Below are 14,062 nucleotides of genomic sequence, written 5' to 3' on the forward strand. Positions count from 1 at the left end.
CCCGCGGAAGAGTTCGTGCGACACCCCGGATACCGAGTTTTCACAGCCCGGGAAAGTGCGCTACTGTTCTGCTCTCGCACCAAGCGGGCCGGAAGTTCGGACTGCGACTGGCAGCGATGCGGACGTAGCTCAGTTGGTAGAGCGCAACCTTGCCAAGGTTGAGGTCGCCGGTTCGAACCCGGTCGTCCGCTCGGAACAGGTCGGTAGGCTGAGACTCTGTGGTGGAGTGGCCGAGAGGCGAGGCAACGGCCTGCAAAGCCGTGTACACGGGTTCGAATCCCGTCTCCACCTCGAAAACCCTTTTGATCTAGGACGATTGGCGCAGCGGTAGCGCGCTTCCCTGACACGGAAGAGGTCACTGGTTCGATCCCAGTATCGTCCACGTAGTCGATAGGCGAGGTGTGCTCACGGATAGCGTGAGCCGTCTCGCCTACGTCATTTGTGCGCGGCTTCGCCGCGCGTAGCGGGGGCTTCGCCACCCGCACCCCCTTGTCTGTGGCTGGTGCCGTCGCCCGGCTATTCCCTCTGGCTGATGCCGCCTCCCAGCTTTCTGCTGTGGCTGTGCCGTCGCCCGGCCTTCCCCTCTGGCTGAGGTTGTGCCCACGGTTCTGCTCTGGCTGATGTCGCGCCCAAGCTTCTGCTTTGGCTGGTGTTGTCGGTCGGCTTTCGGCTCTGGCTGGTTTTTGTTGCTTGGGTTTTGCGGCGGCTCGGGTGGTTATTGCGTGGCTGGGGCCGGGGGCGATGGTTGGATCGGGGGATGGGGTCTGTTTGGGTTGGGGAGCGGGTTCGATTGCGGGGGGTTGAGCCGGAGGACTGGGAGGAGTTCAAGCGGTTCGACCAGGACAGCGAGGTGCAGCGGAACGCGGACATGGTGCACGTGGCTCGATCGGATGCGGGGTACGTGCGGTGGGCCGAGGAGCAGTCGCTGCGCAAGCCGGAGAACGACGAGTTCCAGTTGGCGATCGAGGCTCTGGAGAACGACACGCTCGTGGGGGCGTTGTCGACGAACGGGACGTCGCGGCGCGCCGGGCGGTTCAGTTTCGGGATCGCGATCGGGCGGAACTTCCATCGCCGGGGTTATGCCAGCGACGCGCTGGTGATCCTGCTGCGCTTCATGTTCGCGGAGCGGCGGTACCACAAGGCCGAGGCCGGGATCTACGGCTACAACCAGGCCTCGATCGCGCTCCACGAGAGCCTCGGCTTCACCCACGAGGGCATACTGCGGGACCACGAGTTCCTCGACGGCGCCTACCAGGACATGGTGTTGATGGGGATCACCGCTGAGGAGTTCTCCGCGCGTCACATGCGCAGGTGAGACCCGCCGTTGAAGTCGAGGACCGTGCCGGTGGCGAACTCGGCCTCGGGCGACGCGAGGTAGACAACGGCCGCGGCCACCTCAGCGGGTGACGCCACCCGTTCCAGCGGGCTTTCCAGCCGGCGGCGGTCATAGCCCTCGCCCGAGAGTGCCTCGGCCGCCATGTCGGTCGTGGTCCAGCCGGGCGCGATCGTCGTCACGGCGATCCCCTCCGGCCCGAGCGCCCGCGCCAGTGACTGGCTGAATGACACCAGACCCGCCTTGCTCGCGCCGTACGCAGGCTGGTTCGGCTCGCCACGGAACGCACCACGCGACGACACGTTCACGATCCGCCCGCCGCGGCCCATGTGGCGGACTGCGCACCAGGTGACGTTGGCCGCGCCGACCAGGTTCACCCCGAGCGTGCCGGCCCATGCCTGCTGCCACTCGTCGTACGACGTCTTGCGGATCGGGTGCGGGTGATAGACCCCGGCGTTGTTCACGAGCACGTCGATGCTGCCGAGCACCGACGCGGCACCGTCCACCATCTCGAGGATCGCCCCCGGATCGGCGAGATCGGCCTGCGCCAGCACATGCCCCTCCCCCGGCAGGTCTTCCATCACGGCTTCGGCATCCGCCTCGGACGACCCGTAGTGGACGGCGACCCGATCACCGGCCGCGGCAAAGGCCCGAGCCACTGCCGCGCCGATCCCCCGCGAAGCCCCGGTCACCAGCACAGAACGATCCATGCCCCGAGTCTTCCATCCACCACCCGGCGTTGCTGGTCGCGGCAGTCCTCAGTGCCGCGGCTTGAGGTCCCGGCGGTTCTCCTTGGTCTGGCGGGCCCAGTTCTTCCTGGCCTCGCTGCGCAACCGGAGGTCGGAACGCCGGGCCATGTACGCCGCCTCGCGCTGCAGCTTCTGCCAGCTCTCGTACCGGCGTACGGACAGGCTGCCGTCCTCCAGAGCCGCCTGTACTGCGCAGCCGGGCTCCGTGAGGTGCACGCAGTCCTTGAACTTGCACTGCTCGGCCAGAGCCGTCACGTCCGGGAATGCCGCGGCCATGCCCTCGCCGGACTCCTGCAGACCGACTCCCCTCAGCCCAGGCGTGTCTATGACGACACCACCGGCCGGCAGCACGATCAGCTCGCGCCGTACCGACGTGTGCCGTCCCTTACCGTCCTCGCGGATCGCTTGCACGTCCAGGAGCTCCACACCGGCCAGAGCGTTCACCAGCGACGATTTGCCCGCCCCACTGGCTCCCAACAGGGCCATGGTGGCGTTGTCGTCCAGGAGCGCCCTCACGGCCTCAAGACCGTCGCCTGTGGTCGCACTGCAGACCAGTACGTCGGCGCCGGGCGCTGCCGTCGCCACGTCCTCCGCAAAAGAATCGGCGTCGACGACGAGGTCAGCCTTGGTCAGTACTACGACCGGCCGCGCGCCGCTCTCCCAGGCCAGCGCGAGGAACCGCTCGATCCGACTGATGTTCGGCTCCGGTACGAGTCCGACGACGATCGCGATCACGTCCATGTTGGACGCGAGCACCTGGCCCTGTGAGGTGCCGCCGACATCAGCCCGGACGATCGCCGTACGGCGTGGTGCCACGGCCTCGACGGTGATCCGCTCGTCCGGCCAGTCGCGCAGCAGGACCCAGTCCCCGGTACACGGGGTCGCCTGGGAATCGGCGGCGCTCGCGGCGAGGACTCCACCAGACCAGGTAGCCCGGACCGGACCGTCCTCGGTGAGAACCGTGGACATCCCCTTGTCCACGCGGACCACGCGCCCCGGCACCAGCTCCGCCGAACCGGGAAGCGAGTTCAGGTAGTCGGTCGTGACGGTGTCGAGACCGAGGGCTTGCAGTTGTGCTGACATCTTGCGGCGAACCTTTCGGGAGGTCCGGCCGCGGGATCAGGTCAGCGGACGGACAGTGCTGGAGATGACGGCCGGATCGGCCTGTTGCGCATACATGGCGGCATCATCTCCTTCCATTTGGTGCTGTCCCGCGGGCTGCTGGGACGGTCTGTCGCGACGCGATCAGCGTAGGTCGTCAGGCTTGACGGGCGCACTGGGTTTTCCCACCGACGCCGGCTTCCGCTCCGCGTCCCCGTCAACCTTGCCGTCGACCTCGCCGTCAGCCTCCGCCCCGACCACCGGTACTACGGGCGCCGGCGCGGAGGGAGGCGGCGCGGAGGGAGGCGGCACGAGTGCAGGCGGCACCGGTGGAGGGGGTGTCTCCGGAGCCGGCGCCTCTGGAGCAGGTCCTTCCGGAGCGGAGCCCGGGGTGTCTTCCTCTATCGGCGCGGCAAGAGCCTCCACCGCCTCGGCCATCTTGATCTCGGGACGCTGCTGGGCCGGGGTGACCAGGTCCGCGTGCTTGAGCTCCGTCTCCGCCTTCATCGCGGGCTCGGGCACTTCCTCCTGCTGGTCCTTCCGCGCCTTATGCGGCCACAACCGGTCCACCACGGCGTTCAGCGCGGCCCCGATCAGCACCGCGATCGCTGTCATGTAGAGCCACAGCAGCACCGCGATCGGCGCCGCTAGCGGCCCGTAGATCGACGTCCCGCCGACGGTGCTCTGCAGGATCCACCGCAGCACGAAGCTGCCGAGGATCCAGATCGACAGGGCGAGGAAGGACCCGGGCAGGTCGGAGACCCAAGGCGTCCGGACCGGCACCGAGAGGTGGTACAGGGTGTTCAGGAAGCCCGCCGACAGGATCGTCACGACGGGCCAGTAGAGCTGGTTCAGGAAGTCGACCCGCTGCGGCAGCACGGCGTTCACCGCGTCCGGACCGGCCAGCACCAGCGGAAGCACGATGACGCCGATCACCAGCGCGGCGCAGTACAGGCTGAAGGACAGGGCGCGGGTGCCGATGATGCCGCGCTTGCCACCCATCCCGTACATGATCGTGATGGTGTCCACGAAGACGTTGAGCGCACGACTGCCGGACCACAGGGCCAGTACGAAACCGATCGAGATCACGTCGGGGCGGCCACCGTCGAGCACCTGGTCCAGGGTCGGCACGATCACGGTCTTGACCGAGTCGTCGGTGAGCGCCCGGGCGGCCAGGTCGGCGATCTGGATCTTGATGTCCTCGATCGTCTCGACCTCGAAGTACCGGCTGGCGATGAAGCCGATACTGCCGGCCAGTCCGAAGATCAGCGGCGGCAGCGAGAGGATCGCGAAGAACGCCGCCTCCGCGGCCAGTCCGGTGACCCGGTAGCGCAAACAGGTGCCGACGGTCTGGGTGATCAGCTTCCAGACCGTACCGGGGATTCGACGGGCCCATGCCAGTGAGACGGAGGTCCCGGACCCAGAGCGTGCCATACCGCTTACCGTACTGACATGGCGGACCCTTTCGCGGTAACGAACCAGGCTCCCCCACTCCAAGGGGTGAACTTCTTCACGCGGGACCGGGCACTCGGTGACGCTCTGCGTCCGTTTGCCGCTCTCGACGACGATCCCGGCCTGACCGCGATCGGAGATCTCGCGGGAACACAGGAAGCGCTCTCGCACGCGCTCCCGGCCAATCAGAACCCACCCGTACTGCGGACCCACGACCGCTACGGCAACCGCATCGACGAGGTCGAGTTCCACCCGTCGTGGCACTGGCTGATGGAGAAGGCGGTCGGCTTCGGACTCCAGGCGGCCCCTTGGACGAGCGATCGCCCAGCACCCCACCTGACCCGCGCGGCGGGCTTCTACCTGTGGTCCCAGGTCGAGCCCGGTCACGGCTGCCCGATCTCCATGACGTACGCCGCGGTCCCGGCGCTCAGGGCGTCCGAAGAACTCGCGGCCGAGTGGATCCCCAGCCTCGCCGCCACCTCGTACGACGCTCGCCGGCTGCGTGCGGGTGACAAGGCCGGGGCGCTCGCGGGCATGGGCATGACCGAGAAGCAGGGCGGCTCGGACGTCCGCGCCAACCTCACTACCGCGACGCCTTCTGGGAGCGATGGCGAATACCTGCTGAACGGGCACAAGTGGTTCTGCTCGGCCCCGCAGGTCGACGTGTTCCTCGTGCTCGCCCAGGCACCGGACGGGCTGACCTGCTTCGTGGTACCGCGCGTCCTTGCTGACGGCAACCGGAACGCGTTCGCCCTGCAGCGGTTGAAGGAGAAGCTCGGCAACCGCTCCAACGCCTCCAGCGAGGTCGAGTTCCACGGCACGATCGGCTATCGGCTCGGCGACGAGGGCGCCGGCGTGCGGACCATCATCGAGATGGTGGCGGCGACCCGGCTCGACTGCGTGCTCGGCTCGTCCGCGTTGATGCGCCGGGCGCTGGTCGAGGCGACCTGGCACACGTCCCACCGGAGCGCCTTCGGCGGGCTGCTGCGGGACAAGCCGGCGATGCAGAACGTGCTGGCCGATCTCGCCCTCGAGAGCGAGGCGGCAACCGCTCTCTCGATGCGTCTCGCCGCCGCGGTGGACGCCTCGCTCGGAGGTGACGAGCAGGCCGCGGCGTTCCGCCGGATCGCCTTGCCGCTGGCGAAGTTCTGGGTCTGCAAGCGCACCTCGATGACCGTGGCCGAGGCTCTGGAGTGCCTGGGCGGCAACGGGTACGTCGAGGAGTCCGGCCTCCCGCTGCTGTTCCGCGAGTCCCCGCTGAACTCGATCTGGGAAGGCTCCGGCACGGTCAACGCCCTCGACGTACTCCGCGCGCTCCGGCGGCCGGAGTCCCTGGACGCCTGGCTGACCGAGGTCGGAGCCGCCCGGGGTGCCGACCGCCGGCTGGACGCGGCGATCACCGGAGTACTGGAGTCGTTGGCCGACCTCAGTGACGCGGAGGCCGGGGCGCGACGGCTCGCGGCCCGGATGGCTGTCTGTCTGCAGGCCTCGCTGCTCGTCCGCTACTCCACGCCCGAGGTCGCGGACGCGTTCGTGGCATCCCGCCTGGGCGCCGACTGGGGCGGGGTGTTCGGCACGTTACCGCGGACAACTCCCTTCACTTCCATCGTCGATCGCATCCTGTAAACGCTTGCACGCGGAGGGCTGCCCGACAGGACCTCCGAATCCTCGGACGCGTCACCGGACCCGGCCCGCGGACACGCTAGGGTGAACGACGTCGCGACTGGCGCGTGAGGTGGACAACCACCGGGGAGCGAGAAGACGTCGGCACCGTGCGCCTGGGTGCCACGACCCTGTAACAGGAAAACCCTGTGCGACCTCAGGAGAGACAACGATGACTCAACCCTTCGACGCCGCCGCCGCATCGGCCGCGTACCGCAACGCGCTCGAGGTGATCGGCGCGGTGGAACCCACGATCGCCGGCGCGATCAAGGCCGAGCTGGCCGACCAGCGTTCCTCGCTGAAGCTGATCGCGAGTGAGAACTACGCGTCCCCCGCCACCTTGCTGACGATGGGCAACTGGCTGTCGGACAAGTACGCCGAGGGCACCATCGGGCACCGCTTCTACGCCGGCTGCCAGAACATCGACACCGTCGAGCAGGCCGCGGCGGATCACGCGAAAGCGCTCTTCGACGCGCCGCACGCCTACGTCCAGCCACACTCCGGGATCGACGCCAACCTGGTCGCGTTCTGGGCGATCCTGGCCCAGCGGATCGAGTCCCCGGCGCTGGCCGAGGCCGGCGCGAAGCACGTCAACGACCTGTCCGACGAGGACTGGGCCAAGCTCCGCAAGGCGCTCGGCGACCAGAAGATGCTCGGCATGTCGCTGGACGCCGGCGGTCACCTGACGCACGGTTTCCGGCCGAACATCTCCGGCAAGATGTTCCACCAGAGCTCGTACGGCACCAACCCGGAGACCGGTCTGCTGGACTACGACAAGGTCGCCGAGCAGGCCCGCGCGTTCAAGCCGCTGATCCTGATCGCCGGCTACTCCGCCTACCCGCGCAAGATCGACTTCGCCAAGATGCGGGAGATCGCGGACGAGGTCGGCGCCACCCTGATGGTCGACATGGCGCACTTTGCCGGCCTGGTCGCGGGCAAGGTCTTCACCGGCAACTTCGACCCGGTCCCCCACGCCCACGTCACCACGACCACCACGCACAAGTCGCTCCGCGGCCCGCGCGGCGGCATGGTGCTGTGCCAGCCGGAGTACGCCGACGCCGTCGACCGCGGGTGCCCGATGGTGCTCGGTGGCCCGCTCGGGCAGGTGATGGCAGCGAAGGCGGTCGCCCTGGCCGAGGCGCGCCAGCCGTCCTTCCAGACCTACGCGCAGAACGTCGCGGACAACGCGGTGACTCTGGCGGAGGGCCTGATGAAGCGCGGCGTCAAGCTCGTCACCGATGGCACCGAGAACCACCTCGTGCTGCTGGACGTCTCGTCGTACGGCATCACCGGCCGGCAGGCCGAGTCGGCGCTGCTGGACGCGGGCATCGTCACCAACCGGAACGCGATCCCCCGCGACCCGAACGGCGCCTGGTACACCTCGGGCGTCCGGATCGGCACCCCGGCGCTGACCACCCGTGGCTTCGGCGGTGACGAGTTCGACCGCGTCGCCGAGCTGATGGTCGACGTGCTGTCGAGCGTCACCCCGACGACGACGTCGGCCGGCGCCGCGTCGAAGGCGAAGTACGTCCTCGCCGACGGCGTCGCCGACAAGGTCCACGCCGCCTCCGCCGAAATGCTCGACAAGCACCCACTGTACCCAGGTCTCGACCTGAACTGATCGCACGCGATGCGCCCGCTCCACGAGTCGTGGGAGCGGGCGCTTCGTCGTTCAGCGGTCCTGCGGAATCCCCATCAGGGCTTCCTCTGAAGCCTTCGCAGCCCGCTTCGGCATCAGTGCCGCGGCCAGCGCTGCGCCGACGATCGCGATTGCGGCGGACACCCACATCGTGGTGTTCAGGCTGGTCAGGAACGCGTCGCGGACCGAGTCGAGCAGATCCGCCGAGCCGGTCCTCTCCGCGACCGCGAGGCCGCCGCCGACGCCCTTGTCGACCGCGTCCGCGGCCTGTGCCGGCAACCCCTCCGTGTCGACGTTGCTGCGGTAGACCGAGTTCAGCACGGTCCCCAGTACTGCGACCCCGACCGTGCCGCCGACCTGTCGGAACGTCTGGAGCAGGGCGGAGCCGGTCCCGACGCGATCCGGGTCGAGCACGCCGAGGCCCGCGTTCATTGCCTGCGGCATCGAGCAGCCGAGGCCGAATTCAAATTATCAAAACTCTGTGATAATTGGGATAGATCTGATTCCTGTAGTGTTCTGTCATGTCGCCCGATCCGACCCCTGCGGAGGTCAGCCGGTTCGTCGAACGCTTCGCCGGCGTCCTGGTGAACAGCGGCGTCCCGTCGATGTCAGCCCGCGTGATGGGCCGGATGCTCGTCAGCCCCACCGGCACGATGACCGCCGCGGAGCTCGCCGAATCCCTCCAGATCAGCCAGCCCGCCGTCTCCGGCGCCGTCCGCCAGCTCCTCCAGGTCTCCTTCATCTCCCGCGAACGCGTCCCTGGCTCCCGCAAGGACCACTACCGCATCCGCGACGACGTCTTCGCCACCATCCTCGAACGCCGCAACGACGCCCTCGGCGAATGGGAGTCCAGCACCCGCTCCGGCGCCGACCTCTTCGGCCCCGAAACCCCCATCGGCGCCCGCCTCGCCGAAGCCGCCGACTTCTTCGCCTTCATCCGAGAAGACCTCACCCAAATGATCAAGAACTGGCGCGCCGAGCACTCGGCCAAAACCTGATCCTCATCGGCGGCACCGCAGCCGAACGGGCCCGGCGGTCGGTCTCGCCGGGCCCTGTCACCGCCCGTAGTAGTTACATGCCCCTCTCAGCCAACTCCTCCCGCACGATGGCCGCGCCGTCGACCAACGCCCGCAGCTTGCTCGCCGCGATCATCCTGGGCAGGTTGATCAGACCGCAGTCCGTGGTCAGGCCGACCCGCTCGGCGGGAACGAACTCGAGCACCAAGCGGATCCGGTCGGCCACCTCGTCGGCGGTCTCGGTCACGGTGCTCTTGACATCCACGACACCGGCCACGAAGGCCTTGGACCACTCGTTGTCCGCCAGCGGTTTCAGATCGTCCGGACCGGTGCGGCCGACCTCGTAGTTCAGCGCGTCGATGTTGGCGCCGAGCACCTTCGGAAAGATCGCGTGGGCCCGCTCGGGCGCCGACGCCGCAGTCGGCCGGTGGTCGAGCACCCAGGCGCCGAACTCCCGCTCCTCGTCGTCGGGGAAGTACCCGGGCGTGCCCGAGTAGTTGCCCCAGCAGGTGTGCACCCAGAACTGGCAGCCGGCACCCTCCATAGCGGTGTTGAGTACTTCGACCTCCCAGTCGCCCATCCCGTAGGGCCAGACGAACTCGTCCACCTGGATGATGTCGCAGCCCGCGTCGGCAAGCTCCTTGAAGTCCTCGTTGAACGACTTGGCGATGGCGAGCGCGAGCTCCTTGGTCTCCTTGTAGTACTGGTTGTTGGTTGCGGCGGCGAGCACCTGGATACCGGTGTACGAGATCTTGACCGGCTTCTTCGTTGCCTTCCGCACCGCTCGCAGGGTGGCCAGGTGGAACGGGTACTCCCGGCGTACCTCACCGACACAGGTCGGCGCGTAGAGCGTTGAGTAGATCGGCAGCCCGATCGGCGGACCCGACAGCTTGTAGCCGGTCATGCGTTCCACGTAGTGATAGAGGATCTGGCCGTACGGCGAGTCGCCGCCGTACACCTTCCCGTCGCTGATCACATCGATCCCGGCGGCCTCCTGGTCGTGCACGATGGCGCCGACCGCGTCCTCGAAGGCCTCGCGGCTGATGGCGTCGTAGACGAACTCGCCCTTGGGGTACACGGCGTACGCGTGCCCGTCGTACCAGCGGGGGTTCGGGTAGTTGCCCACCATGGTGGTGGGGAGCAGCAGGTCCTGCGATCCGACTAGCATCTTTGCCCCTTTCGCCGGAAGCCCGACCTCCGGTCGTCTCGGTGACGGTTGGCTCGAACGCTACGACGGGCGGAGTGCCGATTCTCCGGCGTGGCGGGGCGAAAACCCGACCCGTTCCTCGTCCTGGGCGGGCGGATTCTCGACCAGGATTCGCCAGTCCACGGCAACGCAGCCACCGTCCGTAGCCAGTACCGGGTTGAGGTCGAGCTCCGCGATCTCCGGTGCCGCTACCAGCAGGTCGCCGACTGCGCGGATCACCGCGGCGAGGGCGTCGAGATCGACGGGCCTGGTGCCACGGGTCCCGGTGAGCAAGGGGTAGCCGCGCAAGTCGCTGAGGAGATGTCGTGCATCTTCGTCGTCGATCGGAGCGAGGCAGAGGGCGACGTCGTCGATCACCTCGACGAAGATCCCGCCGAGGCCGACCACCACGACCGGGCCGAACTGCGGGTCGCGAAGGCCGCCCATGACGACCTCGATGCCGGTGGCTTGTCGCTGTACGAGCACCGCCGCGCCGGGAGCCAGGGCAAGCAGTTCGGTGGCGGCCATCTGTACCGCCTGTCCATCACGCAAGCCGGTACGAATCCCGCCCGCCTCGGTCTTGTGCACGATGGCTGGGTGGAGCACCTTCGCAACCACGGGATAGCCGAGGTCTTCGGCGGCTGCCCTGGCCTCGTCGGCATTCGTGCAGGTCTTCCCTGCGACCAGAGGAATCCCCGCGTCAGCAAGCACTTGCGCGCCCGCCACGGCGTCGAGCCAGCCTGGCGGCAGCCTGGTCCGTGCCCGAGCTTTCGCCTGAACTGACCAGCGGACCCGCGCACGAGCCTCGCCGTACCGGGCGGCGTGGCCGAGTGCCCGGGCCGTGCGTTCCGGCCACTCGAAGCACGGCACTCCCCCCGACTGGAGCAGGTCGGCGTTCGGGCGGGAGGCCCGTGGCGCGACCCAACACACATAGACCGGTACAAGCACCCCATCAGCTCGCAGCCGGGCCACCGCATTACGCACGCCGGCCGCGACCCGCTCGTCGCTCGCCGAACGGTGGAGCAGCACGGGCACCACCGCGTCGACCTCACCAGAACGGGCGAGCCGATCAACCAGCAGCGGATACAGCTCGGCGAACCGGCTCCACACCGGCGTGATGTCCACCGGGTTCGACGGACTGGCGAACGGCGGGAGCAGTGGGCGCAACTCGTCCTGCACCATCGCTGAGAGCTCTGGCACCTCGAGTCCCTCGTCGGCCAGCAGATCGGCCAGCTCGACTCCGGTGCCACCCGAGTTCGTGATGACGGCGACCCTGCGGCCTGCGGGTGGCGGCTGAGCGTCGAGGGCACGCGCGACGTCCATCATCTCCAGCCCCGAATGAGCCAGGATCACCCCGGCCTGCTCGAACGCGGCCCGCCACACGCGCTCGCTGCCGGCCAGCCCAGCGGTATGCGACCACGCCGCGCGAACCCCGGCGACCGAGCGGCCGGTCTTCGCGACGATCACCGGTTTGCGGGGCGTGACGCGGCGGGCCGCCTCGAAGAACGCGCGGCCGTCAGGCAGCGACTCGAGGAAGAAGCAGAGCGTCCGGCTGGCCGGGTCGTCGGCGAGGTAACGCAACAACTCGGCATCACCGATGTCCGCCTTGTTCCCGGCGGCGTAAACCTTGGCGAAGCGGATCTGCTCATCCAGACCGAGCGAGTGGATAGCCATGCCGTACGCACCGGACTGGGTGACGAGGCTGATCCCTCCCCCACCTCGGGGAGTGCCTGCGGCCAGCGACGCGTTGAGCGGAAGGTCGCAGTTCTGCACTCCGAAGCAGTTGGGCCCGACGATCCGTACGCCGCCCGCGTGCGCCGCGGTCATCAGCTGATAGTGGAGGCGGATCCCCTCCGGCCCGGCCTCGGCGAACCCACCGCTGATGACGATCGCGGCCGACACCCCTTTGGCTCCCGCGTCGCGGATGACCGCGGGGACCGCGGCGGCAGGGACGACGATCACCGCCAGGTCGATGTCGCCCTCGACGGCCGTCAACGTCGGGTAGGCCTTCTGCCCGCCGACCGCCCCGGCCGAGGAAGTGACCGGAACAATCTCGCCGGGAAAGCTCGACAGATTGCGCCAGAAGACCTCGCCGGTCTTACCTGGCTGGTCGGACGCTCCGACCAGCGCGACCCGCCGCGGCTCGAAAACCGCGGTCAGGCCGTCTCTCAGCACAGGCATCCGGCTCCCTCGCCATGGGTGAACGTACGCCGCAGCTCTGCGGGCGAGAACTCCGACCGGCGTACCCCGAGCGGGTCGACGCCTCGAAGCGCAGCGATCTCGGCCGCGCTGGGCAGCGGTACCGGCCGCAGATCCGCGGCCACGACCAGCTCGAAACCGGTCGCGGCCCGGACCTGCTCGACGCTGACGTCCGGGAACACCTGCCGCAGCCGGGCCCGACCGCCCTCGTCATAGTCGAAGACCCCGAGCTCGGTGATCAGCCACTCCGGCCCGGCACCCGCGTATCCGAGCTCGGTGCGAGAACCGTCGGGGGTGCGATGGCCCATGTCCGTGACGAAGTCGCAGTGCTCGACGAGCGCGCGCCCCGAGCGATGCCGGGTGGTCCACAGCGTCAGGTGCTGGATCGTGGCGGCGAGGTTACAGCCGCCACCACCACCCCCGAGCTTCACCTTCGGCGCCTCGAGCGGGCCGATCGCCGTCACGTTGGTGTTGCCGTAGGCATCGATCTGGCCGCCGGACAGGAACATCCGGTCGACGTCACCGCGGAGAGCGGCGTCGAAGAACTCCTCGAAGCGCATCCGGTACGACGCTCCGCGCTGCAGGCTGAGGTCGTTCCCGGTCGGCGGGATGAACGGCGGATCCGGATTGACAGCGTACGTGGCGCCCTCGACCAGCAGCATGTTGCGGGCGGAGGTGTGCCGGGCCACGTGCATGGCCACCTGGGCGCACGGACTGCCGAAGCCGTGAAAGACCACCTCGCTGTCGCGGATCGTCCGGGCCAGCAAGACAACGAACCACTCGTCGATCGAGAAGCTCATCGGAACAGCTCCTTCCACGCCTCGGTGGACGCCGACCAACCGCCGATCTCTGCCAGCCGTTCCTCGCCGATGACTTTGCGATAGGCGTCCTCGGTCGGCGCGCCGGTGACATATCGGTCCAGGTAGCCGGCCAGTTCGTCGCCCCCTGCGGTGGCCGCACCGACGTACTGCGCGAGATGCGGACGGTCATAGGCGTAGGCCGGATAGCAGGACGTCGGGTGTGCGCCGTACGGCACCTCGGCAATTGCGGCTACCAGGTGCCCGGGGATGGTCACCCCTGCAGCGGCTACCTCTTCGCTGGAGGCGATGCGTTCGACTGTCGCGACAACGGCGCGGGAAGCGGCGGCGAAACGCTCGTCGAGCACGTAGGGCTGGTCAAGGTGGAGGTTGCCCCGCCGATCCCCGAGCGGCGCGTGGATCAGCGCGAAGTCGGGTCGCAGCGGTGGCACGACCACCAGGGTCTCGCCGGTGAAGGGGCAGGTCACCTCCCCGTACTCAGGGTGCAGGCGCCGGATGTCAGAGCCCTTCACACCGCGCACCGGGAGGAACGGCAGGCCGAACTCCGCGGCCCGCAGCTGTGCGAGCACGGTCCCGCAGCAGCTCTCGCGAACCTCGATCGCCCCTGTCTGCGCCGCCCGCCGGTAGGCCGGCGCAAGCCCGAAGTCCTGCTCGAAGCCGACGTAGCTCTCCTCGCAGATCGCGATCGAGCCGGCCGCCACGAGCAGGTCGACGTCGATGCCGTGCGCCGAGCCGACGACGTGCAGGTCGCGCCGGCCCTGCCTGATCAGCTCGCGGACCAGCGCCATCGGTAACCTGGCCGACAGTCCGCCGCCGAGCGCGACAAGCGATCCGTCCGCCACCATTCCTGCCGCCCGGTCGAGGTCGGCCAGCTTGTCGGGGTCGAGATGGAATGACATCGCGGTCT

At 68.6% G+C, this 14,062-nt stretch carries 12 protein-coding genes, 3 tRNA genes and 1 riboswitch; of the genes, 7 read left to right on the forward strand and 8 right to left on the reverse strand.

What is annotated here, in order from left to right; genetic code table 11:
* Window positions 1-118 precede the first annotated feature (118 nt).
* The 4 genes from EV644_RS25020 to EV644_RS25035 all read left to right on the forward strand — a co-directional run bounded on the left by EV644_RS25020 (window position 119) and on the right by EV644_RS25035 (window position 1,315).
* Window positions 119-191, forward strand: a tRNA-Gly gene (locus tag EV644_RS25020).
* A 29-nt stretch (window positions 192-220) separates the two neighbouring features.
* Window positions 221-291: transfer RNA gene (locus EV644_RS25025), tRNA-Cys, on the forward strand.
* A gap of 19 nt (window positions 292-310) precedes the next feature.
* Window positions 311-382 (forward strand) — tRNA-Val (locus tag EV644_RS25030).
* Window positions 383-790: 408 nt separating this feature from the next.
* Window positions 791-1,315 (forward strand): GNAT family N-acetyltransferase, encoded by a 525-nt coding sequence (locus EV644_RS25035; RefSeq protein WP_199239991.1) that lies wholly within the window; start codon window positions 791-793, stop codon window positions 1,313-1,315.
* On the opposite strand, the gene EV644_RS25040 is transcribed toward EV644_RS25035, so the two are convergent.
* The 3 genes from EV644_RS25040 to EV644_RS25050 form a co-directional block, all read right to left on the reverse strand.
* On the reverse strand, window positions 1,300-2,043 hold the full coding sequence (locus EV644_RS25040; RefSeq protein ID WP_132191171.1) for an SDR family NAD(P)-dependent oxidoreductase: 744 nt from the start codon (window positions 2,041-2,043) through the stop codon (window positions 1,300-1,302). The genes EV644_RS25035 and EV644_RS25040 overlap by 16 nt on opposite strands.
* 48 nt (window positions 2,044-2,091) lie before the next feature.
* Window positions 2,092-3,165, reverse strand: coding sequence for a ribosome small subunit-dependent GTPase A (gene rsgA / locus EV644_RS25045; RefSeq protein ID WP_132191172.1), 1,074 nt, complete (start codon window positions 3,163-3,165; stop codon window positions 2,092-2,094).
* A gap of 162 nt (window positions 3,166-3,327) precedes the next feature.
* A complete protein-coding gene (locus tag EV644_RS25050; RefSeq protein WP_132191173.1) occupies window positions 3,328-4,617 on the reverse strand; it encodes a YihY/virulence factor BrkB family protein in 1,290 nt (429 codons plus the stop codon).
* 18 nt (window positions 4,618-4,635) lie between these two features.
* Between EV644_RS25050 and EV644_RS25055 the strand changes: the two genes are divergently transcribed.
* The gene (locus EV644_RS25055) at window positions 4,636-6,261 is read left to right on the forward strand and encodes an acyl-CoA dehydrogenase family protein (protein ID WP_132191174.1); all 1,626 of its coding nucleotides are present in this window, start codon (window positions 4,636-4,638) and stop codon (window positions 6,259-6,261) included.
* Between the two features lie 83 nt (window positions 6,262-6,344).
* Window positions 6,345-6,426, forward strand: a riboswitch (ZMP/ZTP riboswitch).
* A gap of 43 nt (window positions 6,427-6,469) precedes the next feature.
* The gene (locus EV644_RS25060; protein ID WP_132191175.1) at window positions 6,470-7,918 is read left to right on the forward strand and encodes a glycine hydroxymethyltransferase; all 1,449 of its coding nucleotides are present in this window, start codon (window positions 6,470-6,472) and stop codon (window positions 7,916-7,918) included.
* Window positions 7,919-7,969: 51 nt separating this feature from the next.
* Here the strand turns inward: EV644_RS25060 and EV644_RS25065 are convergent, their stop codons facing one another.
* Window positions 7,970-8,368: a hypothetical protein gene (locus tag EV644_RS25065; protein ID WP_132191176.1), complete on the reverse strand. Its 399-nt coding sequence runs from the start codon at window positions 8,366-8,368 to the stop codon at window positions 7,970-7,972.
* A gap of 89 nt (window positions 8,369-8,457) precedes the next feature.
* Between EV644_RS25065 and EV644_RS25070 the strand changes: the two genes are divergently transcribed.
* The gene (locus EV644_RS25070; protein ID WP_132191177.1) at window positions 8,458-8,934 is read left to right on the forward strand and encodes a GbsR/MarR family transcriptional regulator; all 477 of its coding nucleotides are present in this window, start codon (window positions 8,458-8,460) and stop codon (window positions 8,932-8,934) included.
* 73 nt (window positions 8,935-9,007) lie between these two features.
* Here EV644_RS25070 and EV644_RS25075 read toward each other — a convergent pair whose 3' ends face one another.
* From EV644_RS25075 to EV644_RS25090, 4 genes are read right to left on the reverse strand one after another with little or no spacing between them, the layout of a single operon-like run.
* The gene (locus tag EV644_RS25075; RefSeq protein WP_132191178.1) at window positions 9,008-10,120 is read right to left on the reverse strand and encodes a cobalamin-independent methionine synthase II family protein; all 1,113 of its coding nucleotides are present in this window, start codon (window positions 10,118-10,120) and stop codon (window positions 9,008-9,010) included.
* A gap of 60 nt (window positions 10,121-10,180) precedes the next feature.
* Window positions 10,181-12,319, reverse strand: a complete 2,139-nt coding sequence (locus EV644_RS25080) for an acetate--CoA ligase family protein (RefSeq protein ID WP_132191179.1) — start codon at window positions 12,317-12,319, stop codon at window positions 10,181-10,183.
* A complete protein-coding gene (locus EV644_RS25085) occupies window positions 12,307-13,137 on the reverse strand; it encodes a CoA-transferase subunit beta (protein ID WP_132191180.1) in 831 nt (276 codons plus the stop codon). The genes EV644_RS25080 and EV644_RS25085 overlap by 13 nt, the downstream gene beginning before the upstream one ends.
* Entirely contained in the window at window positions 13,134-14,054 is a 921-nt protein-coding gene (locus EV644_RS25090; RefSeq protein ID WP_132191181.1) for a CoA transferase subunit A, read from the reverse strand. Before EV644_RS25090 ends, EV644_RS25085 begins: the two co-directional genes overlap by 4 nt.
* Window positions 14,055-14,062: the final 8 nt, after the last annotated feature.

Origin of the sequence: Kribbella orskensis (assembly GCF_004342085.1) — a bacterium.
GTDB lineage: Bacteria > Actinomycetota > Actinomycetes > Propionibacteriales > Kribbellaceae > Kribbella > Kribbella orskensis.